The organism is Haloarcula hispanica ATCC 33960 (assembly GCF_000223905.1).
In the GTDB taxonomy this organism is placed as follows: Archaea; Halobacteriota; Halobacteria; order Halobacteriales; family Haloarculaceae; genus Haloarcula; species Haloarcula hispanica.
Genome location: NC_015948.1, coordinates 1509573 through 1534239 on the forward strand (window position 1 = coordinate 1509573; position 24667 = coordinate 1534239).

A 24667-nucleotide genomic window follows, 5' to 3' on the forward strand; every position below is an offset into this window, starting at 1 on the left:
CAGAATGTGTCAGTAGCCACTGTGGCTCGACAAACGAGGGCTAATGGTACACATTGATACTTCCCCAGTGTAACGCATGGGGCATGGCCGGGTTAACGGGGGATTTGAGCGTCGAGGCTGCGTCAAACCACTGCCTCGACATTGTGGAGCGAGTTGAGGAGGCTGTCGTCGTCGAACGCCGGGTGCTGTTCGAGACACTGGCTGGCGTCATCGCCAGAGGCCACGTTCTGGTTGAGGACGTGCCGGGAACGGGGAAAACAGTTCTGGCGCGGGTGTTGGCGGAGTCACTTGGACTCGAATTCAACCGGGTACAGTTCACGCCGGACCTGCTGCCGGCGGACGTGACCGGGTCGAACGTGTACAACGAACACGAGCGGGAGTTCGAGTTCGCACAGGGGCCGGTGTTCTCGAACGTCGTGCTCGCGGACGAGATCAACCGCGCGCCGCCGAAGACCCAATCTGCGCTGCTGGAATCAATGGAAGAGCGGCAGGTCAGTGTCGACGGGACGACGCATCCGCTCCCGACACCGTTCGTCGTTATCGCGACCCAGAACCCCGTCGAGCAGGAAGGCACATTCCAGCTTCCCGAGGCCCAGCGGGACCGCTTCAGCGTGAAAACGTCGATGGAGTATCCCGATGTCGAAGGGGAGATGGGGCTGCTCGACCGGCGGGCCAACCGGCGAACAATCGCGCCGTCAGTCGAGCCGGTAATGGGCCCAGAGACGGTGCGCGCCCTGCAGGAGTGTGCGGAAGACGTCCGCGTCGACACCAAGGTTCGTCGCTACATCGTCGATCTGGCGCGGGCGACACGCGAAGACGACCGGACAGAAATCGGCGTCTCGCCGCGGGGCGTCCAGCGTGTCTTCGAGGCAGTCCGAGCCAGCGCAGTCATCGCCGGTCGGCGGTATTCCACCCCGGACGACGTGAAGCGGCTGGCGAACGCGACGATGAGTCACCGACTGGTCCTGACGACGGAGGCGACTATCGAAGGGACGGAGAAGGCCGACGTGATTCAGGCCGCTCTGGACGCCGTCGACGTGCCCGCAGTCTCACCGAATGCGCCGGATACGGACGACACGCCCAAACAGACGACAACAGGCGGGTCCGAACGCGCTGACTCACCATCGGAGGCGACACCAGACGGCGATTCTCGCGGGCAGCGCCCCGAACGGAGTGCTGGTGAAGCAGCTGAGAACGAAGCTACGCAACTGGACGGAGATGACGGTCAGCCCACCGACTCGTCAGGTGACAGTCGGGACCGGAGTGATGATGACAGCGGACACGGACAGTGAGCGCAGGCGGGTAGCCGAACGGCTTTACTCCACGGAACAGCCAGACGTGGTATGGAAAGCGAACGCAACGTCCTCGGCGGGGAGCTGGCCCCCTGCTCGATGGACCCGGAGACCGGATTCATGCGCGACGGCTACTGCTACCCGCTCCAGCGCGACCCGGGTCGGCACGAAATCTGTGCCGTGATGACGGCCGAGTTTCTAGAGTACAGCAAGGCCCAGGGCAACGACCTCGTGACGCCGCGGCCGGAGCTGAATTTTCCGGGTCTCGACCCCGGTGACAACTGGTGTGTCTGCGTCCCGCGCTGGATAGAGGCCCACGAGGCCGGGCGCGCACCGCCGGTGAACCTCGACGCGACGAGCGAGGACGTACTCGAAGACGTGTCGCTGGAGACGCTGCAGGAGTTCGCTGCCGATGGTGACTCGAATGCTGATGCGACGACTGAATGAGCCGCGGCGCGAACGACTTTTGAGGGGGCGTCCCGTCGCTTGGGTCGTGCAACAGGGGAGGGCCAAACGATGAGCGTCGACCGCGTTCGTGGCGTCGTCGTCGACATCGAGGAGCCGAAGACGGTGAACACCCAGTACGGCGAGAGCGACCTCTGTGAGGTGACTATCCGGCCGGACCGCGGGGCCGGCGAGCCGACGACGGTGACGCTCTGGGGGAAGTGGACCGAGAACGCCGCCGTCATCGAGACGGGGATGGAGGTCGCCGTCTACAACCCCGACGAGCGGGAGTATCAGGGCGAGCAGCAGTACTCCGTCGGCGGCGACGCCACCCTCGTCGTCCAGCCGGATTTCCTCGTCGACGTGACCGACATCCGGGCGTGGGTACAGTGCCCGCGGATGTACTACCTCCGGAAACTCGACGGCGCAGAGCACGCCTACCCGCTGGTGAAAGGGACCGTCGTCCACGAGGTCTTTGGCGACTTACTTCGGGGCCGGGACCTCGATACCGCTATCGAGGAACAGGTCGACGCCGCCGGCCTCGACATCGGACTGCTCGGCCGGGAGGCCGACGAGGTGGCCGGGGACGTGCGCGACCACGCGTCGGCCATCCAGGGGTGGCTCCAGCAGGGGACGCTTACTGAAACTGATGAGTGGCGCTCCGAGATGACGCTCATCTCCGAGCGGTTCGGGATGAAAGGGCGGGCCGACGCCGTCCGGCGGGGGATGCCCGTCGAACTCAAGACCGGCAAGAACACCAAGCGGGAGCCCCGCTTCCAGGACAAGATTCAGGCGACAGCGTACGCGCTGATGCTGGGCGAACGCGCTGCCGGCGCGGGCAGCGCCGTCGACGCCGCGCCGGACACAGGCACGCTTCTCTACACGAAAAACGCCGCCGTCGACCGCAACGAGGAGAGCGGCGACCTCTCGCCGGCCAAGGAGTTCTCTATCGGGAGCGGCCTGCTGAACTACGTCGTCCGGACCCGCAACGCGATTGCGGCGATGGAGTACGATTCGGGCGTGCCGACGGGCTACGAGGCAAACGCGAAGTGCGAGTACTGCTTCGAGCAGGACACCTGTATGGCCGTCTCCGGCCGGCTCGATCAAGAATCCAAGGCCGGAACGGTCGGTCGAGCGGTGCCGGAGGAGGAACTGGACTACTTCGAGCGGTTCTACACGGCAATCGAGGCCGAGCGCCGTGCTGTCCACCGGGAGTACGCAAAGCTCTGGGAGCAAACGCCCGAAGAGCGCGCCGACAACGACCGGGCGCTCATCGGTCTCGAACCGACCGGCCGCCGGGAACTCGACGGCGGCCGCTGGGAACTCCGCGCGACAGGGACCGGTGCCGTCTCGAAGATCCGCGAAGGCAATCTCGTGCTCGCCAGCGACGGCGACCCGGTGACCGGCAACGCCGAACTGGCCCGCGTGGAACGTCTCGGCGAAGAAATCGTCGTCACGGCCGACGAGCCGCTGGACCTCCGCCGACTGGACGTGTATCCCTCCGAACTGACGACCGACCGGCTCCAGAACGCGCTCCACGACGCCGTGCTCCTCCAGTCGCCCGAGCAGAAAGACGTGCTGTTCGGGCGGCGCGAGCCGGAGTTCAATCCGGTCGAGGAGACGTTCATCGACAACAACGACGCGCAGAACGAGGCCGTCCAGCTAGCCGTCGGCGCGGCGGACTTCGCGCTCGTCCACGGCCCGCCTGGCACGGGCAAAACGTACACGCTGGCGCGGATGGTTCGGGCCCTCGTTGCTCGCGGTGACCGAGTGCTGCTCTCGGCGTTCACCAACCGCGCCGTCGACAATCTGCTGGAGGCGCTGGAAGAACAGGGCTACACCGATATCGTCCGAGTCGGCACGGAGAGCGGCGTCCGCGATGACATGCAGAAATACCGACTGGAGACCAGCGGCGACCCCGGCGAATGTGCGAGTCGGCTCCAGGGCGCGCAGGTCGTCGCAGCGACCACGGCCACCTGCGGCGGGAGCACGCTCCAGACCCAGGAGTTCGACGTCGCGGTCGTCGACGAGGCCGGCCAGCTGACCGAACCGGGGACGCTCGCGGCGACGACGCTCGCCGACCGATTCGTGCTCGTCGGCGACCACCAGCAGCTCCCGCCAGTGGTCCAGTCCGAGGACGAGACGCTGTCGACCTCGCTGTTCGAGCGGCTCATCGACGCCCACCCGGAAGCCGGCGTAATGTTGGACCGGCAGTACCGGATGGCACAGCACATCCAGGCCTTCGCCTCGCGGGAGTTCTACGACGGGCAGTTGCGGCCGGCGACCGGCGAGGTAGCCGCCCAGCGGCTCGACGACCTCGGCGGCGTCTCAATGGCTGACTTGCCAGAGATACTTCAGGACCGCGTGGCGTTCGTCGCCCCCGACGGAAGCCAGGTCGGCAACACCAACCCGGCTGAGGCCGACCGCATCGCCGAAATCGTCGCGTCGTACCGATCCGCAGGAGTTCCGGCCAACGATATCGGTGTCATCGCGCCGTACCGCGCCCAGGTCGCGGAGATTTCCAAGCGCCTGCCGGACGTGACCGTCGACACGGTCGACCGGTTCCAGGGGTCGAGCAAGGAGGTTATCGTCATCTCCTTCGTCGCCACGGGCACGCTCGACAGCCCCATCTTCGAGGATTACCGGCGCATCAACGTCGCGCTCACGCGAGCGAAGAAGGCGCTCGTCCTCGTCGGCGACGGCGACGCACTGGCGACCGACGAGGTGTACGGCCGAATGGTCGAGTGGGCGCGGGGCTGACTACGCGTCCGCGTCGCTAGCCCTGTCGCCCGTCCGCAGCCCTGCGACGTGTGCGGTGAGGCGCTCCCGAAGCGTGTCTCTGAGTTCTTTTGCGATGTCCTCGTCGATGTCGTACACCCGGGCGATACCACCGAGAAGGCTCGACGAACTCGCCGTGTCGGCCCCCACAGTCGCCAGGTCGCGACGGCGCTGGAACGGGGACCGCGTGACGAACACCGTCTGAAGCCGGTAGTACGGGACGATTCGCGTCGTCCGCCGCCAGAACCCGCTCCGGGTCGCCAGCACGGACTCGTCCAGGTCGTACCCACGGTGTCGCCAGCGAAGGTGGGCTGCCGGCACAACTGTGAGGAAGAGGAGGGCGGCGACCCACCAGTAGCCCGTCTCCAGCACCAGCGAGTCCACGGCGTAGGCGACTGCAGTGAGCCCGGCCGCGGCCAGTGAAAAGCGCGCGAGATACCGTCTGCGGGCGCGCTTCGGCGACCGGTCGAAGTCGAGGTCACCGAACGGCTCTATGTCACGGGCCAGTTCGTACACCTCCTCGCGAGGTGCGAGTGGAACGGCGACGCCCTGACTGGACTGCTGGTTGCCACCGCTGTAGCCGGCCGTCTCGACGGCCAGCGTCGCGTAGCCGAACCGCCGCATCAGGACGTTCTCTCGAATAGTGACCGTCTGGACCTTCTCCAGCGGGATGTTGCCGCTGTAGCGGCGCAACAGCCCCCGCTCGTACCGGAGGTCGCCGTCAGCCTGCGTGAGCTGGAAGCCGTAGTACTCGATGACGGTCAGCGCCACGCTGACGACCAGTGCGAGTAGGAGGAACTGGACGACGGAGAGTACGGCAAAGACGGCGAGCCGCGTGGTTTCCGGTGAGCCGGTCAGCCAGCGAACTACCGGCCCGCTCAGCGATGCGCCAGCAAGGGTCGCATTGAACCGCAGAACCGCCCAGACGACGTCCATCCCAAGCGGGAGTGACGCCAGCGTCAGGACCGGCGCGGCCGGCCGAACGGAGACGAGCGCGTACGTCAGGAGTTCGCGCTGGTCGAACGCGAACAGCAGCGATCCGTCCGGCTCGTCGCGTTCCGCCGTGTCCGATTCGGAAACCGGTTCCCCGAGGTCATTCCTCGACTGAGTGTCGCCAGTGTGTGTCGGTTTGGGGCCGGTCACGCCGGGCAGATCGGCGTGGGCCGACCGGCCAGGTGTCGCAGCTTCGGACACCGCGTCGGCGGTGGCTGTCTCTGCCTCGGCGGCCTGGTCCCGGTCGTGGGTCCGCACGTAGTTCCGCAGGCGTTTGACCTCGGCCTCGTCGACTGCGTCCAGCGTAGCCTCCGTCGCGCTGCCACCGGCCGTCTCGAAGCGGACGATTGCGAGTCCGAGCAGGCGGTTAAGGATGTTCTGCTCGACGTCTAAGTTCTGGACGCGGCCCAGCGGAATCTGGCGGGACTGCCTGGCGAAGACGCCGGATTCGACAGTAAGCGTGTCGCCGTCGAGTTCGTACTGAAAACGGAAATAGCGCGCCAGCGCGTAGCCGCTAAACGTCAGCGCGCCGAGCAGGCCGAGTAACGGAACCGCAAACGCTGGCAGTCCGAGCATTCCGGTTCCCAGTGACCCGCCGAAGAAGCCGAAGAAGCCGCCTTGTAGCGCCGCTCGGGCGACGCTCAGAACCGCACTTCGCGGGTGGAGCCGGTTCATACCGCGTCCGTGGCCTCGCTCTCGTTCGCGAGGTCACGGAGTTGTTCTCGCAATTCGGTGGCTCGTTCGGGCCGCAGGCCTGGAATCGTGATGTCCGCGCCGCGGGTCCCAGCAGTGTAGACGACGACACTCGCCAGCCCGATAGCTCGCTCTACTGGGCCGCGCGTGGTGTCGACGTGCTGTACACGAACGTACGGGACCGACGTGTCGGTCCGGGTGACGACACCGCGAAGGAGAAAGAGCGCGTCGTCCTGTAGGTCAAAACGCCAAATCCGGTGGGCAGCGATGGCATGGGCAACACCCAGAAGCACCAGCACAACCCAGCCGCCGACGACCACCGTCTGTGGCAGTGAAACCGCGAACCGGTCGACAAGATACGCGATGACACCGAGCACCGACGCCTGGATAACTGTCGACAGAACCCACAGCAGTCTCACTCGCGGGTGAAGCGACTCCATGTCTCACCCGTGGGGCCGGCCGCGGATTAACGGTTTGGCTCAGGGGCGAAATTGGAAGAGTTCCGGTCCACGCACGGACCAAACTATGGGCGGAATCGTCCGAGACTTCGAAAAATCTCTTTGTATAGCCCCGACGCCGGACAAAGCGTATGTCACGAAGCCGACGGACGTTTCTGACGACGCTCGCCGCTGCAAGTGTCACGCTCCCGCTCGCTGGCTGTGCCGGCGGCGACGAGCGATCCGGAGACGAGGGGACGGATACAATGAACGACGGGGCGACTGGTTCGATGGAGGATGAAGGGATGACTGACTCCATGACGGGCGGCGAAGCGAGCGGCTCGATGGAGCAGGTGAACGAAACGGAGTCGATGGGACCCGGCGCAATGACCGAGTCGATGACGGAGTCCACGGCTGGCGAGTCGATGGGTGACGACGTGACGAACGACACGATGGCCGAAAACGAGACGGCGTCGTGAGTCGCGCGGTGACGACCGCAACAGACTCCGCCGGCCTACACGCGCTCGTTGACCTGGTCGGCCTCAGTCGTCAGTCGCGACGGCGCTGTCGTCGCCGTCTCCGTCCGCAATTTCGTTCAGCACTCGCTGGTGGAAATCCTGTAAGACGGCCGACTCGTCCTCGGCGAGGACCACGTCGCTGGCCATCAGCGTCGCGAGGCCGAAGGCGCGCGGTGACGGCGAGTCAACGCGAGTCCGGACCACGCCCACGTCGCCGTCCTGCATCGCACGCAGGACGGTTTCGATACCGTCGACGTTGAGCTTGTCCTCCAGAATCTCGCGGTAGGTCTCCTCGACGACGGCGAAGTCCCCGAGGTCCTCGGCGAACCCCAGCAGCATCTCCGAGGAGACCTGCTGCTCGCTGGCCGACTTCTCGTAGCCCTTGTAGCGTTTGAGTATCATCAGCGACCGTGTGGCGTTGATACGGAAGTACCGCTGGAGCAGGTCTGTCCCGTCGAGGCTAGCCCGAAGGTCCGCGCGGGCCGTGTCCGGGTCTAGGTCGCCCACGATCCGCGCGATGTCGACCTTGCGGTTCAGCGGCATCGAGAGCGTGAAGCCGTTGTCGGCGACGGCGACCTGCACGTTCGCGCTGGCCGCCTGGGCGATGTGGTAGGCCAGCAGCCGCGAGAAGCCGTCGTTGAACCGTCGGCCGTAGTTCGAGTGGACGTGGTAGTGACGCTCGTACTCGTCGTGGTCCAGCGTCTCCTCGAGGACGAGTCGGTCGGTCGTGGCCACGCTGTCAGGTCCGGCGTAGGCCACCTGCTCGCGGAACATCCGGGCGATAGCGCGAACGCTGTTCTCGTCGATGGGGAACCCCCGGAGCCAGTTGCGGACCTCCGACATCCCGCCGTCGGCCAGCCGGTCCAGTAGTTGGCCCTGGAAGTCCAGTATCTCGCGGCCGAGGTCGTAGGAGAGGGGGAGCCGCTCGGAGAACCACGACGGGACCGTCGGGCGGGCGGCGGTCCGGTCGACGTACACCTTCGACCCGCGGCGGTAGCGGTACTCGAAGTTGTTCCCACCCAGTACGAACACGTCGCCTTTCTCCAGGGTGTCCAGGTACGACTCGTCCAGTTGGCCGACCCAGCTGTCGTCGCTCCGGGTGACCACGTCACACGTAAAGGAGTCCGGAATCGTCCCGATGTTGGTCATGTAGATGACCCGCGCGAGCCGACCCCGTTTGCCGATGAGGTGCTCACCCACGTCGTACTCCTCGTAGTGGTGCTCCCCGTCGGGCGCGTCGTTCGTGTCCCGCCAGATCTTGGCGTAGACGTTCTTGTCTTCCATCCCCGGGTAGTCGGCGGTCATGTACCGCATCAGCTGCTCCCAGTTCTCGTCGTCGTAGTCCCGGTACGGGTAGGCCCGACGGAGGACGTTCTTAAACGTCGCCTCGGGACGGACGTCGTTGATAGCCATGCCGTAGACGTGCTGCGTGGCCACGTCCTGTGCGTTCTCAGGGATGAACACGCGGTCGACGAAGCCCCGCTCGGCCTTTTCGAGCATTACCGCACACTCCACGAGTTCGTCGCGGTCCAGTGCGATTACGCGACCTTCGACCGTCTCACCGAGCTGGTGGCCGGCGCGGCCGATGCGCTGGAGCAGCGCGGCGACGGATTTGGGTGAGCCCACCTGTACGACGAGGTCGATGTGAGGCATGTCGATGCCCAGTTCCAGGCTCGTCGAGGTCGTCACCACGTCCAGCGTCCCGGCTTTCAGCGACTCCTCGATATCGCGGCGCTTCTCCTTCGAGAGCGAACCGTGGTGGCAGCCGGAGTTCGATTCGTCGTAGCCGTCGAACTTCTCACGAAGATTATGCAGGACGCGTTCGGCCCCAGAGCGCGTGTTCGTGAAGACGAGCGTGTTGGTGTGTGACTGGATGTGGTCGTGGAGCTGGGTGTAGAACCGCTCGGTGACGATGTCCCGCGGCGTGTTGATGAGGTCGTCTGCCGGACAGGACAGCTCCATGTCGAAATCGCGGGCGAAGCGCGTGTCGACGATCTCGTAGTCCCGAGGGTCGCCGCCGGGTTCTGCGCGGCCGACCAGAAACTCTGCGACGGTGTCCAGCGGCTCGACGGTGGCCGAACAGCCGATTCGCGTGGGCGATTCCTCGACCATCTCCTCTAGCCGCTCCAGCGACACGGAGAGGTGGGTCCCGCGCTTGTTCTCGGCGAGGCTGTGGATCTCGTCGACGATGACGTACTCGATGGTTTCGAGCTTCTTTTTGAACTTCGGCGAGTTCAGCAGGATGGCCAGCGTCTCCGGCGTCGTATTGAGGATATGCGGCGTCGTTTCGAGCATCGCCTGGCGCTCGCTGTCGCTGGTGTCGCCGTGACGGATGGCGTGTCGGATTTCCACGTCTTCGCCGCGCTCCTCAAGCTTGGCCGTGATGCCGTCGAGGGGCTGTCCGAGGTTGCGGTGGATGTCGTTGGCCAGCGACTTCAGCGGCGAGACATAGAGGCAGTAGACGGAGTTCTCAAGCTCGTCTTCGCGGGCCTTCCCGAACAGTTCGTTGATGATACCGGTAAAGGAGGCCAGCGTCTTGCCGCTCCCCGTCGGTGCGCAGATCAGCGCGTTCTCGCGCTCGTGGATGAGCGGGATGGCCTCTTTCTGTGGCGGCGTGAAGAAGCCGCCGTTGCCGGGGACGAACTCGCCGAACTGTTCGACCCACCACTCCTGAACGACGGGCGCGAGGCGGGAAAGCACCTCGGCGTCGTCGATGTCGACCGCCTCCGGGTCGAAAGTCGGGTCCGTCGCTGCGAGACGCTCGCGTCCTCCCATTGTCGGCTCTTACCGACCAGTAGGACCGCCACGGCAAGTGGGTTCCGCCATATCGACGGGGAAAACGCCTAAGCGACCACCGTGTCTGGCCTGGGGCATGGCCGAATCCTTCGACGTACTGACGCCGCTGGTGACGCCGTTCGACGCCGACGGCGACCTCGATGTGGATGGCCTGAAATCACTGGTCCGGCACGTCGCCACGACCGGCGTCGACGGCATCGTCCCCTGCGGGACGACCGGCGAGTTCGAGACGCTCTCACCCGGGGAGTACCGGACCGTCGTCCGAACCACGACAGAGACAGTGCCCGAGGACTGCCGCGTCATCGTCGGGACAGCCGCCACCGACGTTGCGACCGTCCACGAGCGGATGGCGTTCGCCGCCGAGCAGGGCGCAGACAGCACGCTGGTCGTGCCGTCGTACTACGGCGGCCAGGCCAGCGGGGCAGGCAACGAGGCGTACTTCGAATCGGTTCTGGCCGACGTGCCGCTGCCCGTCTACCTCTACAACATCCCCGGGGCCGTCGGACAGGAGCTATCCGTCGACACGGTCGCCGCGCTCGCTCAGTCCGACGCCGTCGCGGGGCTCAAGGACTCCTCTGGCGACCTCCCGTACGTCACTGCGGTCCTGAACCAGACGCCCGAGGACTTCACCGTCTATCAGGGCCACGACGGCCTGTTCGTCCCGTCGCTCGTGCTGGGCGGCGACGGCGGCGTCAGCGCGCTCTCCCATCTATTGTACAGCGAGCTAGAACGAGCGGGCACCGCCGTCGCCAACGGCGACGTGGCGGAAGCCAGAGCGGTCCAGCGGAAGATCCTCTCACCACTCTCAGAAGCGTGTGCCGAGTTCGGTTTCGCGCCCACCGTGAAGGCGTTGCTTGCCGACCGCGGCATCATCGACCACGCGACGGTGCGGCCGCCCCGGGACTCGCTCTCACCGGACGCAGTAGCGTCCGTGACCGGGCTGTTGTAGTGGCAATCAGAACGCGCTGTCCTGTATATCGAGTCCCGCTGTCGCGGACGGGTGTGTCGTTGTCCATCGATAGCGAGCTCTGAGACTCAAATGGCCCTGTGAGGTTCCACGAGATTCATTACGCTGGGCGGCAGTGAACGCAATATATGTCGTTGCTGCCCTCCCGCGGTCCCGACACGAGCACCTCACAGGACGGGGAGCTACAGGTCGTCGGGGTCGACGAAGACGTCTCAGATGTCCTCGATGCCCTCTCCTCGGAAACGGCCAGAGAAATCCTCAACACCGTCTACGACGAGCCGGGAACACCCTCTGAACTGGCCGACCGGCTCGATATGTCGATACAGAAGGTCTCCTATCACCTAGAAAAGCTGGAAGACGAGGAGCTGATCACCGTCGCCGGGGTCCAGTACTCGGAAAAAGGCCAAGAGATGAAGGTGTACGAGCCCCCGGAGGACCCGCTGGTGTTGTTCGTCGGGACGCAGGAGCGCAAGCAGTCGCTCCGGTCGCTCGTTCGCCGGGTCCTGCCTGTCATCGGGGTTCTCACCGCGGCTAGCGTCATGCTGCAACTCCTGCTCGGGCAGTTCCCGATCCAGCTCGGGAGTTCCGGGGCCGGCGGCGACGCGGGAACCACCGGTGACGGTGCCCAGGGCGGGGACGCCGAGAGTCTCGAGGCGGCGAACGAAACGGCCGCGACGGACGAACCCACGTCAGCCCCGACGGAGACAGACGACAGCGGGTTCCAGATAGCCGAGGCGACGGAGACGCCGGAAGCTACACCGGCCCCGGAAAGCACCCCGGTTCCGGAAGCCGATACCCCGGACAGAGCGATGACCGAGGAAGCGCGGCAACTGACGACCGACGCCGCGGCCAGTGGTGGTATCGACCTCGAACCCGGCGTGGCCTTCTTCCTCGGTGGGCTGCTGGTCCTGACGCTGTACGTCTCGTTCTGGGCGTACAAGAACTACCGCTGAGCCGGCTTAGCGGTCCAGTAGATTCAGTCCGAATCGATCCGTTCGGCGACCAGCACGCCAGCCTGCTCGGTGACCATCTCGACGGCCGTCAGCGCGTAGCCGGCGTCGGTGAAGGCGTCAGCCAGGACACCGACCGTCGCCGGGTCGTCGACTTCGGGGCTGTAAAACGGCGCATCAGGGTCGTCGTCGCCGAACAGCATCACGTCTCCGAGGACGATTCGTCGCGGCCCCAGATCGGCGATAGTGTCGATGGCGTCGCGCTTCTCGTCGTCCGCGAGGTGGTGCATCGCGAAGTTCGACGTGACGATGTCCACCGGGCCGTCGACGTTCGGAGCGCGGAAGCGGCCGTCGCCGAAGCTCACGTTCTCGGTGCCTCGCTCGTCGGCTTTCTCCCGTGCTTTCTCCAGCATGCCGTCGCTGATGTCGCGGCCGATGATCTCCCCTGCGTCGGGCGCGAGTGCGAACGCAATCGCTCCGGTCCCCGTGCCGAGGTCGAGGACTACGTCGTCGCTTTCGGGGGCCGCGTGCTCGACAGCGAAGTCGACACAGGCGCGATACGCCGCCGAATCCTGGTCCTCGTCGTACGCGTCGGCGTGTTCGGAGAAGCGCTCGGCGTGTTCGTCGAGTGATTTCTTCATACTCGCTTCTCGTCGTGCTCGCACAAGTGTCTCCCGCTCCGTTTCGCGGTTTTGTCGCGGCTCGGGTTCACTTAAAACGCGTTTTGAGCCACAGGTGGGCTTTTGCTATCCCCGTCCAAAGCATGAACTGCGCCGTCGACGGGTGACCTGCCACCGAGCCGCCCTGACCCCGTCCCCGCCGACGGCCACCGCCCTCACTCCGCTGACGCTCCCTGGTAGTCTCCCCGCCCCCACACGCCAACGCCTTTGTCCGTTCGCTCGCTGTCGTCCGGTATGCGTCTCACGTTTCTCGGCACCGGAAGCGCCATGCCCACCGGCTCTCGAATGCAGTCCGGCTATCTGCTGGAACGCGACGGAAAACGGCTGCTCGTCGACTGTGGCAGCGGCGTGTTGCACTCGCTGGCCCGAACAGACGCGGGCTACGAAGGCGTCGACACCGTGTTGCTGACCCACCACCATCTAGACCACGTTTCCGACCTCGACGTGCTGATGAAGGCCCGCTGGCTGGCCGGCGAAACAGAGCTCACGATAGCGGGTCCACCGGGCACGTCCGACCTGGTTCGGGACCTCCTCGAAACACACGACTACATGCAGGACCGACTGGACCTGACGCTCAGGGACCTCGATGGCGGACCGTTCGAACTGGCTGGGTTCAGCGGCGACACCTGCGAGACGCGCCACTCGATGCAGTGTTTCGCCTACCGACTCTCAGTCGATGACGGTCCGGCGATAACGCTTGGCGCAGACTCAGAGGCGTTCACGGACCTCGTCGAGTTCGCCGAAGGGTCGGCAGTGCTCGTCCACGACTGCTCGTTCCCGGATGACGTGGACGTGTCGAACCACCCGACGCCGACGACGCTCGGAGCGACGCTCCGCGATGCCGACGCCGAGGTCGGGCGTGTGTATCTCACCCACTTGTATCCACATACGGAGGGACGACACGAGGAGATGCTGGAGTCGATAGCGGACAGCTACGACGGCGACGTGCAGTTCGCCGAAGACGGCCTGACGATAACCGTCGACAGGACCTAAACGCGTTCGAGCGTGACGCGGAACTCGGCTCCACCGGCGTCGCTTTCTGCCACGCTGACCCTGCCGCCGTAGGACTCGGTCAGCGCCCGAACGAACCCGAGGCCGAAGCCGGTCCCCGAACTCTCCTGCCCCTTCACACCCATTTCGAAAATATTCTCGCGCAGGTCCGGCGAGATACCGTTCCCGTCGTCGTCGAAACAGACGGTGATCTCGTCGGAGCTGGTTTCCACCGGGGCCACTCGCATGTGTACCTCGCCCTCGTTGTGGACCGCCGCGTTGGACATGATGTTCGTGAACACCGAGTCGAGCAAATCGCCGCCGTACACCTGATACTCGAACGCTGACGGCTCGAAATCGACAGTCAGTGACCCGTAGTTGGCTCTGACATCCCGGACTGTGTCCCCGAGAACCGTCGCGAGGTCCTGTGGCTCCGGGTTGTCCTGCGATTCTAGCGTCGAGACGAGGTCGCCGACGCGCTGGATGAGGTCAGCGGCGCTCTCGGCCGCGCGCTGTATCTTGCCGGCGTACTCCTCGGTCTGGCCGTCGACCTGTCCCGCGACGACATCGGCGAACCCGGCGATGACCTGAAGGTCGTTGCCCAGGTCGTGGCGGAGAAGCCGGTCGTACATCTCGATCATCTCCTTTCGCCGTTCCAGGTCCCGGTGTGCCCGTTCTAGCCGTTCACGGGAACGGATGTTGGAGATGGCCGTCGCGGCGTGGGTCGCGAGGATCTCCATCGGTCTGACGTACTCGTCCCCGAACTCCTCGACGGTTTGTGACCGTGTGACCAACACCGCTGTCACCTCATCACCCATCCGGGCCGGGACAGCCAGCGCACCCGTCACGTCCGAGTCGGCCGTGACAGCGGCGTCAGCGCCCTGTTCGACGAGCGTCTCGCCGGCCTCCTGCGCCCGTCGAGCCAGGTCACTGGGTGGCTCGCCCTGCACGAGATTCGGGTTCGTGCTGTGGACGACCCGGAGGTCGTCGTCACGAACCTCGACGAACGTAGAGTAGGAGAACTCGAACAGCAGCGACATCGCTTCGAGCGTGAGGGAAACGACCTCGTCGACGGACTCACACCGATTGAGCGCCTGCCCGTACTTGTTCAGGTCGGCGACCTGTCTGGCAAAGTCCTGTTGTTCTTCGAACGACATATCACCCACTCCTCGCAGACATTGGAACTACGTAGCAATAGTGAGCGGGGCAAAAAACGGTTTCGGGGGCTCTGTTGAAACCCTCAGCAGTTGATAGTTTTGCGTGCTCAATCGCTCAGTACAGAGCTAACATTAATCGATCACTCTGAATGGTCAAGATTGGTTGAGTAGTTACCAGCCAATAGAACGACTGTTGGAGCCGACCAGCGGCATCAGTCGCGCTGGGATAAGATGTTGTGGAGTTGCCAGAGTGAGGACACCTCGTATGTCGGTGCAACGTCAATCCCACTCTCAGTCGGACGTTCACGTCGTAGCAGTACAGAGTCGATGCCGGCGTTATCAGCCGCCTTGACATCGATCTGCTGATCACCGACGTACAAAGCGCTCTCAGCACCCAACGTTTCCAGCGCAGCCTGGACGTTATGCGGGTTGGGCTTCTGACGTTCCAGCCCCGACGGCGTGAACCGACAGCCTCTCACCGTCTCGAAGTAGCTGGTCAGGTCAAACCGCCCCAGGAGGAACGAGAGTACGTGCGGGTGGTTGTCGCTAACTACACCCATCGGGTAGTTCAACTTCTTAACGGCGGCGACGTCATCATATACTGAGCGGAGCCCCGACCGGATCTCGGTTAGTTGCGCCCGAACTCCTTCGCGGGCGGCCTCGGCGCAGAAGGTATCGCGCTCGATTCCAGCCGACCGGCAGCGCTCGGTGATAGACGAAAGATTGCCCCGGAAGAAGTCGGCGACCATCTGTTCGGGCGGGTCGGACAGTTCAAACCGCCGCTGAACACGGCGCATCGCCTCCGTCATAACCGTCCTGTCGGGCATCTCTACGATGACACCATCACAGTCGAACAGTACCGCGTCGTAGCTCATCTTAAATAGTATATGATACATCAAATGTATAACGCTATCTGGTGGGATACGTTCAGAGGGTGAGTACTGCTCATGGGGTGAACACGACGTACCGAAACGCAGAAGTGTCATACCGGTAGTGATAGACTATGAATCGTTCTGGCGAGACCGCGCTGGAACGACTTGAATTCTTGATCGCGTCTCCGAATCGGTACCGACTACTGCGGTCGCTTTCGGAGGGTGCGGCGTCATCTGACACACTCGGAGAGGAACTTGACCTCCCACGGTCAACGCTTCGGCGGAATCTTACTGCCCTTGAGAACCAGGGGTACATCTCCCAAGTCGTTACGGAGAATCGATACGAGGTCACCGTAGCGGGAGAGATCGCGTGCAAAGCGGTCAGAAACGCGCTTTCGACGGTCGAACTTGGAGCCTCGGTCGGCCCCTTCTTCGAGCGGTTCCCGGCCGAACTCCCAATCGGTCCGGACACGCTCATGTCGTGCGACATTACAATATCGACGACCGATACTCCGTTCGAGCCGCTCTACCACGTCCGCCGGAACGTGATGGGTGCGGCCTGCGTCAAGGGATTCGTGCCGACCATCAATCCGCTCTACATCGACACACTCCAGGAGTGTATCGACGAGGATCTGACACTTGAGGTCGTCGCACCTCCATCAGGGTACGAATCTGCGAGGCCTGACTACGACGAGACGCTCGACGCAATTGGGGCGTCTGAAAACATCACACTCTACGAGTCGGGTTCGGTCCCGGAGTACGCACTTGGGATTATCGACGAGACGGTGCTACTCGGAGCGTTCGACGAACGAATGCGAACCCACTCGGTAATAGCAGCACCGTCGCAATCGGAGCTCCGACGGTGGGCAGCGGAGAGGTACGACGAAATCAAGGCGACCGCCACGCCGCGCTAAGGAAACTCCCCGACAAGGTCTCGCCCCGAAGAACTTCATGATCGTGTACCAGACGCTCACACGCCCAACTGACGGCGTGAGGAACGATTCTTTGTGTCGGGCACTGATTCCTCTCGTGATAACCAAATATCTCACACACTTTGCTGGTCTTGTTTAAATAGTCACCAGATGAGAAATTCTGATCCCGTTCCGGTCAATACACACCCACCTATCGATTGTTTCGGTAGCGATAATGTCGAATCAATAGGATTTCAATAGAGCTGTTTCGGGGGAACCACCGGCGAAATGAAAAATAACATACAGGTATCGTGGGTACGCGGTCTCAATCGAGTCGGTACCGAAGTAGCGCGGCGATGCCACCGAGGTTCGAGAGCTGCTGGCCGGGCGCGAACTCCGCGGAGAAGACGGTCACGTCGCCCCCCTTCTGCTCTGTCGTCTCGATGATCTGGTCGACGTCGATGTCCCAGTCGCCCTCGCCGGCCCGCTCCAGTCGGAGCCGCTCGTCGAGCACGAGCAGCGTCTCGATAGCGCCGTAGTCGGCCGCCTTGGCGACTTCCTCCGGGCCGTAGGCCACCTCCGAACCCGACCCGATGCGCTCCATCAGTTCGTCGATGTAATCCGCCTCCTCGGCGATGCGGGTCTGCTGTTGCACGTCCTCGACAGCGCCGCGTTTGAGTACTTCGTGGACGCCTCGGTCGCCGACAGCAGACGTGTCTACGACGGTAATCTGCTCGGCGATATCGGGAATCTCGTCCTGAAAGTGGTCTAGCGCGTCCTGTTTGGTGAAGCCGGGACCCGCGAGGATGTAGGCGTCCACGTCCTGGCGTTTGAGGACTGACGCCAGTTCGTCGAACAGTTCCTTGCGCGGGCGGGCATACTCGCCCTTGCCAGTCGTCGAGGTGATGGTCGCCCGCTCCTCTGTGCCGTACTGGGCGACGGTGTGGACGTGGGCCTCACCCTCTTCGACGGTCGCGATCGCCACATCGGGGTTCTCCGTGGCTTCGACGGCCTCCTCCAGGCGGTCGGCCTGGTCCGGTTTGAGATGCTTTTCGACGGTGAGTTCGGTGTGTTCCTCGACGTTGAGCGTGTGGTGAAAACCCAGTTGGTCCTCCCGAGAGCAGTCGACGATTTCGCCGCCGACCCGGAGGCGGTTGGCGAACTTCGCGAACTCCACGTCGGTGACCTCGATCTGAATCCACATCGGCTCTCGCTCGCCGCCTTTGTCCCGGAGGTTGTCGTCGTTGCGCTGGATGCGACGGGTCGTGTCGCCGGAGACGAGGTCCCCCGGCTCGATGACGTACGAGAGATGCCAGAGGTCGTCCAGCGTCTCGGGGACCACCTCGATGCGCTCTGCCCCTTCGGCGGTGGTCTCCTGACTCTGTATTTGCATACTGAAGCGTCCGCTTCAGGGACACAAGTGTTCTGCCATTCGACGCGCTGGGACAGGAAAACCGTGACCGAACTAATCAGGCGACCGAGCCTGCAGCGGGCGTCGCGGGTTCAGAGGCGATTTCCGGCATCTCCCTGACAGCGGTCCCGATAGCGTAGGCCCCGGCCACGTAAGCGTAGAACACTACGAAGGGTGTCAGGACGGAACCCACGACGGTGGCGCTCAGGACGCTGACGACGACGCCGGCGAGGAGGCTGATACCGAACGCGACGACCCAGCCAGTAGCGTAGGTGCGGCTGAACAGGAGCGGGCGGAGGTCACTCGGCGAGAACGCCGCGGCGACGCTGTCGGTCCGAACGGAGGCGACGACGGCGGCCGGAACAATGTACACTGCGGCCAGGGAAATCGCGAGCATTCCGAGCGCGGCGACTGTGAGGAGCAATCCCGTGATTACGCCACTGAAGACGGTCTCGCTGGGTCCGAAGGTGGCAACAGTGAGAAACAGTGCTGTCCCTGTGATCACCGTCGGGACCAGCGAGTAAACGAATCCGATAGCGAACGCCTTCAGCCCGTCTATGCCCAGGTCGCCCCATTCGTCGAACTCCGGCGGCGTCGTCTCCCCGTTCATCACGGCCCGGAGTGACCGGACGACGTACCCGAACACGAAGAACAGCGGAACGACGAGGAAACTCAGGAACAGCAACGCACCCCCGATAGCGATGGTTTTCACTGCGCTGTCGCCGTCCTGCGGATACGATATAGCTTCTTTGAACATGATGACGCTCCGTGACAGTAGCCTGGCTGGCGTGGCCGCTGCCACGTCAGTCACGACGATGTGTCACATTGAATTATAATACGTCTTACAAGTACATATAGCAGTAGTGTTACGTGCTGTCAGTTCGCGTCGGGAGGGTCTCCGTGTCTCACCGCTGGTCTGTGTCGCCCTCGGCAGCCGCCTGCAGGCGTCCAAAGGCCTCCCACGACGGGTCCGCACCGGGGTGCGATTGTCGGGTGCCGTCGACGTAGAGCCCTGAACCGTTGGTCACTTCGCCGACGACGGCTGCTGGCGTCCCACGGTCCCTGAGCGCGTCGACGACGCTATCAGCGTCCGCAGGGTTGACGGCAGCCAGAAGCGTCCCGCAACTACTGACGTGCCAGGGGTCGATGTCGAGCGCGTCACAGAGCGCGCCGACGCCTTCGGCGACCGGCATCGCCTCGCTATCCACGTCGAACCGGACGCCCGCACCGTCGGCCATTTCGATGAACGCACCGGTGATACCGCCCTCCGTCGCGTCGTGCATCGCCGTCACGTTGCCGGCGTTTGTCGCGGCCATCGCGTCCTCGACGAGCGCGGTGTCGGCCAGTCGCTCCTGTGCGATGGCGGTTCGGTCGGGCGACAGCCCGATCTGTTCCGGAAAGAGATTGGCGAACAGGCCAGTGACTTCGGCCCCGGGGCCGGTGCCGACGACCAGTTTGTCTCCCGCCCGAGCGCCGTCCGGCCGGACGATGTCGTCGTGGGACCCGACGCCGAGCACCGTCGCACCACCGACCCAGGAGTAGTCGACGCCGGCGTAGCGGGCGGTGTGGCCGGTGACGACGCTCACGCCGACTTCCTCGGCCCGCCCGGCAAAGCCGTGCCACATCGCCGCCAGTTCGTCGTCGCTCATCGCCGGTGGGAGGGTGAACGTTACGGAGAGATGCGACGGCGGGAGACCGGAAACGGCAACGTCGGCCAGGACCACGTCAAGCGCGAACCGACCGGCCCGCTCGAACCCCAAATCGGGGAGGACCGACAATGGGTCGGTGGCCGTGACGAGGGCGTCGCCGCCGACGTCGATGACGCCGAAATCGATACCGTGGGTCGGCCCCAGCGTCACGTCCTCTCGGTCCGCGCCCAGTTCCGGGTAGATGACGGTATCGAACAGTTCGCGGTCGATTTTTCCGAGATCACTCATGCAGCCAGCTACCTCCGGCGCGGTGTTCTCTCTGCCCCGGCATCGTCACTCCTCGGTCATCCGGCTGCCGCCCGGCGGCAGGAACTCCTGTATCTGGTCCGGGCTGGCGACCTTCCGGACGAACGTCTCGTCTGCGAACCGCTCCTTGAACTCGCGGTAGAGGCGCTTGGCGATATCGTTCTGGGCGTACTGGCCCGGTTCAACGGTGATGCTCGTCGCGGCCTGTCCCTCGATAGCCGCCGGCGGGCCACCGATGACCCGCGTCTCGTCGTCGCAGGTGATACCGACGGCGACGCCGGCCGGCGTGCCCTCGAAGTACGTCCGGTCGCCGCGGACGGCGAAGCCGCCCTTCTCCAGATACTCGCCGCTTTCCGGCGTTTTCGACACCTGGTCGGGGTCGACCATGTACACGTCGCCGGCGAACTTCCCGTCTTTCCAGACCGAGGAGTACGAGACCGCGAACTGGGCGGCCTGGTCCAGTGACGACTGCGGGAACTCAACCTCCTTGGACGGCTCACTGGGACCGGTGGCCTTGAGCACCGTGACCGGGCCGCCGTGGGCCTGCGCGTGGAAGAACTTGTCACCGCCCTCCAGATACTTCTGGACGAGTTCTTCGTTGTCGTCGGCGTCGCGGCCGCCGATGACGAGGAAGCCGTCCGAGGTGTGGAACCAGCGGAACTGCTCGTACCAGCGCTCGGTCGACCGGGTCGGAATGGACTGCATCGAGAGCCAGTCCGTCGGTTCGTCCTCGGCCTCGTCGTTATCGGCTTCGTCCTCGCCGTCGTCGGCCTCCCACTCCTCGCGCCGCTCTTTGACCGCTTCGAGGTCCTCGCGGGTGTTCTCGATGGCAGCGAGCGCGCCCTCCTTCTTCTCCTCGATGCGTTTGGCCTCCTTGTACAGTTCGTCGGCGTTCTTCTCGACGCCGGTGAAGGCGTCCACTGTGACCCGCGTCCCGTCGATGTCGAGGGTCACCGTCCCCTCGCTCCCGTCAAGCGAGACAACTGCTTCGGCGGCCGCGATGCCGCGGTCGGCCCCCTCGTCAAACTTCGCCTCGATGTCGTCCCAGGACACGTCGTCCTGGCGGGCGGCCTGCACCGTCGAGAGCACGTCGTCGACGAGGTCGTAGTTGGCGTACAGCAGCTCGGCCTTCTCCCGTTCGACCTCGGCGTCGGCTTCGAAGTCCTCGATAGCCTGCTCCTGTTGCTGGATGATGCGCTGCTGTTTCTCTATCTCGGCCTCGAAGTCCGGGCGCTGTGTCTCGCCGCCCTCGACTTCCTCCTCCCGCTGGAAATTGAAGAAGTAGTCGTCCAGCGCGGGGTTGAACTCCGTGAAAGATTCGCTGTAGAGTTCTTCGTACTCCGCCAGCGGAATCGGCGTCACGTCGATGCGCCGGCGGTCCGGGTCATCGCCGGATTCCCCGTTGCCTGCACCGTCACCGTCGTCGAGCGTTTCGTAGTACACCCGCGGGTCGACATCTCCCTCACGCAGGCGCGTCCCCATCTCGTCGATGAGTTCGTACAGCCGCTCGAAATCGGACTCATCGAGGTCGTCGACGGCGACGTTGTAGTCGATGCCGGCGCGGGTACACAGTTCCTCGCCGTAGAGGCCGCCGAAGTTCAGTTGCGTCGCCAGCGTCCGCACGAGGTCAGCGTCGGATTCCTTGATGCGAGCGACAAACCCGTCGTAATCGACAGTCATCGGGTTGAACCGCGCCGACGGGAATTCGTAGGGCGTCCCGGGTGCGACGGTTCGGGATTTGAGCCTGACCGTTTCAAGACAGTCGATGACCTCGCCGTATTCGTCCAGCACGGCGACGTTCCCGTCGCCGAACAGCTCCGCGACGATAGTCGTCGACGCGTCCTCGCGGTCGAACTCCAGTTCGATGATGCGGTCGAACTCGAACTGCTCGACGCGGACGAGGTCAGCGCCCGACAGCCGGTTCCGGAGCATCATCGCGAAGTCCGGCGGGCGGCCCGGTGCGTCGGGGACGTGACTCTGGTCGGCAGCGTGGGCGCGCTTGACGTCGCCGACTTCGATGAGGAACTCGACGCGCCCGCGGTCGAAGTCCCGGAGCTTCAGTCTGACGAGGTCGTCCTCGGGGTAGAGGTACGCCTTGTCGAGCTTCGCGCCCTCGTAGCCGGCGAGTTCGCCCTCCAGGGCGGCGAGGTCGACGCTCGTCAGTTCCCGCTTGTGGTCCATGTCGGTGGCTGTCGGCGGGCACCCAAAGGCGTTCCGTTACCCGCTGTCGGCGATTGCCTCGCCCGTCTCCAGTCCGTTCCGCAGCGCCGCGTGGAGTCGCCCCTCGCCGGCCACCCAGTCGCCGGCGAAGTACAGGTCGTGCTCGGCGGCACACGCCAGCAGATCGTGGTCGACCTTGCCCTCGGGCTGGGAGTAGCGCCAGTGCTGATGGTCGGTCCAGTCGGGGTCGGCAAGCCGGTCGTCGTCCAGCAGTCGAGCCGTCCGCGTCGCGATGTCGTCGACGAGCGTATCGGGGTGTTCGTCGTAGTTCGCAATCGACCACGGTTCGTTCATCTGCACCAGCAGCAGGGACTCGCCGTCGGGGACGTGGCCGTCCTTGCACTCCTCGCGGCCGACCCAGCCGATGTCGTGGTCCTTGTCGCTGTTGACCGCGGCATACCACGGCACGTCGATTTCGAAGGGATAGTGCAGCACCCCCGCGATGACCGTTCGATAGGGGACCGAAGCGATTTCCTGCCGAAGCGCCCGGCAGTCGTCGTGATCCCACCGCGACTGTCCCAGCAAATCTGCTGTCTGGGGGGCCGGCGGTGTCAGCAGCGCGGCGTCGAAGTGCCCCAGGTCCGCTCCGTCGTCGTCCTCGAGCCGCCAGCCGTCGCGCTGCCGCTCCAGTCGTTCGACCCGGACGCCGTTCTCTACGTCGGCGTCGGTCTCGTCGAACAGTCGCTTTGCAAGCTGTGTAATGCCCGCCTCGTACGTCCATTTGTGTTCGTCAGCGTCCCGTCCAGCGTCGATTTCCCCGGTCCTGTCGAACGCGTGCACCGGTTCCTCGATATCGACGAGTCCCTCGGTCGAGAGCGCCTCCGTGACCAGTTCCGTCACGCGCCCGTCGTCCGCCTTGAGATAGTTCGCCCCGTACTCGTACGTGCAGTCGCCGTGCCGCCGGGTCGCGGCGCGCCCGCAGACGCCGCGGCTCTTCTCGAACACCGTTACGTCGACTTCCGCGTCGTGGAGCGCGTACGTTGCCGCCGCACCGGCACCACCGGCACCGACGACTGCGAGGTTACGAGCCATACGTGCCAGTCGGACGGTGTGAGTAAAAATCCACCACACAACCAGTTCGGACCGCCCGCCAGTGGTCCGGTTCAGCGGTCCCGCTGGCGTCGGAGACCCCGACGCGTCCAGCCGACCACGGCGAGTATCGCGACACCGACGCCCACTTGGCGGAGTGAGAACCCGGGGCCCTGTGCCGCGGTCGTTGCCCTGTCATCGCTGTCAGTGGCCGGAATGGATTGGTTTTCGACTGTGAGTGGGCCCGCCGTCTCGCCGTTGACCCGAACGGTTCCGTTGACCGCCTCGAACTCTGTCTCGACGACCGTCTCCTCACCGGGCTCAAGCGCCACTTCGTTCGTTGCCACCGGTTCGCCGTCGACCGTCACGGTCAGTGTCTCGTTGACTGGTCGCGGACGGGCGTTCTTTACTGTCGTTCGCACGGTCGTATTGAACCCGGCCCGAACCCAGTCAGCCGACAGTGAGGCCTCCCTGATCTGCAAATCGGCGTTCCCCTGACCTTCGGGAGTGGGTTCCCCATCGGTACCCACTTCGGTTCCGAATCCGGCGGTTTCGTTTCCGTCGCCGGTCGTGTTGCCGGCAGGCGCGCCCCCGCCTGTTGTTCCGTTCCGCGCGGTTGCGTTCGTCCCATCGGTCGACGTCCCGTTTTCATTGCCATCCGACCCCGTGATCTCGTCATAGATTCCACCGTCAGACTGGGAGTCATCGTCGTTGTCCGAGCCGTCAGAGTCCTCGGAGCCGCTATTGTCGGAGTCGCCTGAGTCGTTCGAACCGTCTCCACTGGAGTCGGTATCGTCGTCGGAGTTGCCACCTGAGTCGTCAGTGTCGGCAGCGCCGACATCGCTATCCGCCTCAGTTTCCTCCTGTGTACCGTTCTCAGTTCTTTCACTGTCCGTCGGTGCCTCGGTCTCCTCACTGTCCGTTGGTTCTTCAGTTTCCTCACGGTCAGTGGGTTCCTCGGTCTCATCACTGTCCGTTGGTTCTTCAGTTTCCTCACTGTCCGTTGGTTCTTCGGTCTCCTCACTGTCCGTTGGTTGCTCAGTCTCTCCATCGTCCGTCGGTTCCTCGGTCTCCTCACTGTCATTCGGCTCTTCAGTCTGGGTCTGTGTCTCGGTATGTTCTCTTTCTGTGGGGTTCTCGGTTTGCGTCGGCTCCTCCGTTTCTTCGTTTTCGGTCGATTCCTCCGTTTCCTCGCTCTCAGTCGGTGTCTCCGGGCTCTCCGTAGGTTCCTCCGTCTGGTCGCTTTCAGTCGGGTCTTCGGTTTCTTCGGAGTCTGTCTGTGGCTGTTCCGTCGGCGTCTGTTGGGCCTCCGCAGTCTGCTCGCCGTCGGCCGGTGTGTCCGTTTCGTTCACCTGCCCGAGCAGTCTCTCAGAGTCGGATTCGATAATAGATTCGACGGCGGCTCCGGGTGTGCTCACTGCGGCGTCCGATACACCGTTCTGGGGGCCGGCGCCGGAGGCACCCACGCTGCCGACAGCGAATACGGACGCGAGCGCAGCGGTGCCGAAAACGATAGTGACAGCAGCAAAGAGTTGTTTGACCTCGCTCATACAGGGAGGTACGCGAGTAAAGGA

The 24667-nt window shown here is 64.3% G+C and carries 20 protein-coding genes; 8 read left to right on the top strand and 12 right to left on the bottom strand.

What is annotated here, in order from left to right; translation table 11 throughout:
* Positions 1 to 83: 83 nt before the first annotated feature.
* The 3 genes from HAH_RS07690 (at position 84) to HAH_RS07700 (ending at position 4496) form a co-directional block, all read left to right on the top strand.
* A complete protein-coding gene (locus HAH_RS07690) occupies positions 84 to 1292 on the top strand; it encodes an AAA family ATPase (protein WP_023843267.1) in 1209 nt (402 codons plus the stop codon).
* Between the two features lie 51 nt (positions 1293 to 1343).
* Complete coding sequence (locus HAH_RS07695) at positions 1344 to 1739, top strand: DUF2237 family protein (RefSeq protein WP_014040409.1); 396 nt, start codon at positions 1344 to 1346, stop codon at positions 1737 to 1739.
* A gap of 69 nt (positions 1740 to 1808) precedes the next feature.
* Positions 1809 to 4496: an AAA domain-containing protein gene (locus HAH_RS07700; RefSeq protein ID WP_014040410.1), complete on the top strand. Its 2688-nt coding sequence runs from the start codon at positions 1809 to 1811 to the stop codon at positions 4494 to 4496.
* Here HAH_RS07700 and HAH_RS07705 read toward each other — a convergent pair whose 3' ends face one another.
* Positions 4497 to 6182: a PH domain-containing protein gene (locus tag HAH_RS07705; RefSeq protein WP_014040411.1), complete on the bottom strand. Its 1686-nt coding sequence runs from the start codon at positions 6180 to 6182 to the stop codon at positions 4497 to 4499.
* Positions 6179 to 6640 (bottom strand): PH domain-containing protein, encoded by a 462-nt coding sequence (locus tag HAH_RS07710; RefSeq protein WP_004961231.1) that lies wholly within the window; start codon positions 6638 to 6640, stop codon positions 6179 to 6181. Before HAH_RS07710 ends, HAH_RS07705 begins: the two co-directional genes overlap by 4 nt.
* Positions 6641 to 6789: 149 nt before the next feature.
* Here HAH_RS07710 and HAH_RS07715 point away from each other — a divergent pair, with 149 nt between their 5' ends.
* Positions 6790 to 7116, top strand: coding sequence for a hypothetical protein (locus HAH_RS07715; RefSeq protein ID WP_014040412.1), 327 nt, complete (start codon positions 6790 to 6792; stop codon positions 7114 to 7116).
* Positions 7117 to 7179: 63 nt separating this feature from the next.
* Here HAH_RS07715 and HAH_RS07720 read toward each other — a convergent pair whose 3' ends face one another.
* The gene (locus HAH_RS07720; RefSeq protein ID WP_014040413.1) at positions 7180 to 9930 is read right to left on the bottom strand and encodes an ATP-dependent helicase; all 2751 of its coding nucleotides are present in this window, start codon (positions 9928 to 9930) and stop codon (positions 7180 to 7182) included.
* A 97-nt stretch (positions 9931 to 10027) separates the two neighbouring features.
* Between HAH_RS07720 and HAH_RS07725 the strand changes: the two genes are divergently transcribed.
* Both HAH_RS07725 and HAH_RS07730 read left to right on the top strand, forming a co-directional pair.
* Positions 10028 to 10900 carry a dihydrodipicolinate synthase family protein gene (locus tag HAH_RS07725; RefSeq protein WP_014040414.1) on the top strand — a complete coding sequence of 291 codons (873 nt, stop codon included), beginning with the start codon at positions 10028 to 10030 and terminating at the stop codon, positions 10898 to 10900.
* Between the two features lie 146 nt (positions 10901 to 11046).
* Entirely contained in the window at positions 11047 to 11871 is an 825-nt protein-coding gene (locus HAH_RS07730) for an ArsR/SmtB family transcription factor (RefSeq protein ID WP_014040415.1), read from the top strand.
* A gap of 23 nt (positions 11872 to 11894) precedes the next feature.
* Here the strand turns inward: HAH_RS07730 and HAH_RS07735 are convergent, their stop codons facing one another.
* The gene (locus tag HAH_RS07735) at positions 11895 to 12509 is read right to left on the bottom strand and encodes a class I SAM-dependent methyltransferase (RefSeq protein ID WP_014040416.1); all 615 of its coding nucleotides are present in this window, start codon (positions 12507 to 12509) and stop codon (positions 11895 to 11897) included.
* A gap of 273 nt (positions 12510 to 12782) precedes the next feature.
* Here HAH_RS07735 and HAH_RS07740 point away from each other — a divergent pair, with 273 nt between their 5' ends.
* The gene (locus HAH_RS07740) at positions 12783 to 13541 is read left to right on the top strand and encodes an MBL fold metallo-hydrolase (RefSeq protein WP_023843268.1); all 759 of its coding nucleotides are present in this window, start codon (positions 12783 to 12785) and stop codon (positions 13539 to 13541) included.
* On the opposite strand, the gene HAH_RS07745 is transcribed toward HAH_RS07740, so the two are convergent.
* On the bottom strand, positions 13538 to 14695 hold the full coding sequence (locus tag HAH_RS07745; RefSeq protein WP_044951842.1) for a sensor histidine kinase: 1158 nt from the start codon (positions 14693 to 14695) through the stop codon (positions 13538 to 13540). The two genes, HAH_RS07740 and HAH_RS07745, sit on opposite strands and share 4 nt — an antisense overlap.
* 212 nt (positions 14696 to 14907) lie before the next feature.
* Positions 14908 to 15570, bottom strand: coding sequence for an HAD family hydrolase (locus HAH_RS07750; RefSeq protein WP_014040419.1), 663 nt, complete (start codon positions 15568 to 15570; stop codon positions 14908 to 14910).
* A gap of 128 nt (positions 15571 to 15698) precedes the next feature.
* Here HAH_RS07750 and HAH_RS07755 point away from each other — a divergent pair, with 128 nt between their 5' ends.
* Positions 15699 to 16481, top strand: a complete 783-nt coding sequence (locus HAH_RS07755) for a helix-turn-helix transcriptional regulator (RefSeq protein WP_014040420.1) — start codon at positions 15699 to 15701, stop codon at positions 16479 to 16481.
* A 322-nt stretch (positions 16482 to 16803) separates the two neighbouring features.
* On the opposite strand, the gene HAH_RS07760 is transcribed toward HAH_RS07755, so the two are convergent.
* From HAH_RS07760 to HAH_RS07785, 6 genes are all read right to left on the bottom strand, one after another.
* Positions 16804 to 17871 (bottom strand): mRNA surveillance protein pelota, encoded by a 1068-nt coding sequence (locus HAH_RS07760; RefSeq protein ID WP_014040421.1) that lies wholly within the window; start codon positions 17869 to 17871, stop codon positions 16804 to 16806.
* A gap of 76 nt (positions 17872 to 17947) precedes the next feature.
* Positions 17948 to 18646, bottom strand: a complete 699-nt coding sequence (locus HAH_RS07765) for a DUF4013 domain-containing protein (protein ID WP_044951844.1) — start codon at positions 18644 to 18646, stop codon at positions 17948 to 17950.
* Positions 18647 to 18794: 148 nt separating this feature from the next.
* Positions 18795 to 19826: an AIR synthase family protein gene (locus tag HAH_RS07770; protein WP_014040423.1), complete on the bottom strand. Its 1032-nt coding sequence runs from the start codon at positions 19824 to 19826 to the stop codon at positions 18795 to 18797.
* Positions 19827 to 19871: 45 nt separating this feature from the next.
* The gene (gene rqcH / locus HAH_RS07775; protein WP_014040424.1) at positions 19872 to 22025 is read right to left on the bottom strand and encodes a ribosome rescue protein RqcH; all 2154 of its coding nucleotides are present in this window, start codon (positions 22023 to 22025) and stop codon (positions 19872 to 19874) included.
* Positions 22026 to 22061: 36 nt separating this feature from the next.
* Complete coding sequence (locus HAH_RS07780) at positions 22062 to 23096, bottom strand: NAD(P)/FAD-dependent oxidoreductase (RefSeq protein ID WP_014040425.1); 1035 nt, start codon at positions 23094 to 23096, stop codon at positions 22062 to 22064.
* A 71-nt stretch (positions 23097 to 23167) separates the two neighbouring features.
* On the bottom strand, positions 23168 to 24643 hold the full coding sequence (locus HAH_RS07785) for a prolipoprotein diacylglyceryl transferase (protein ID WP_014040426.1): 1476 nt from the start codon (positions 24641 to 24643) through the stop codon (positions 23168 to 23170).
* Between the last annotated feature and the right edge of the window lie 24 nt (positions 24644 to 24667).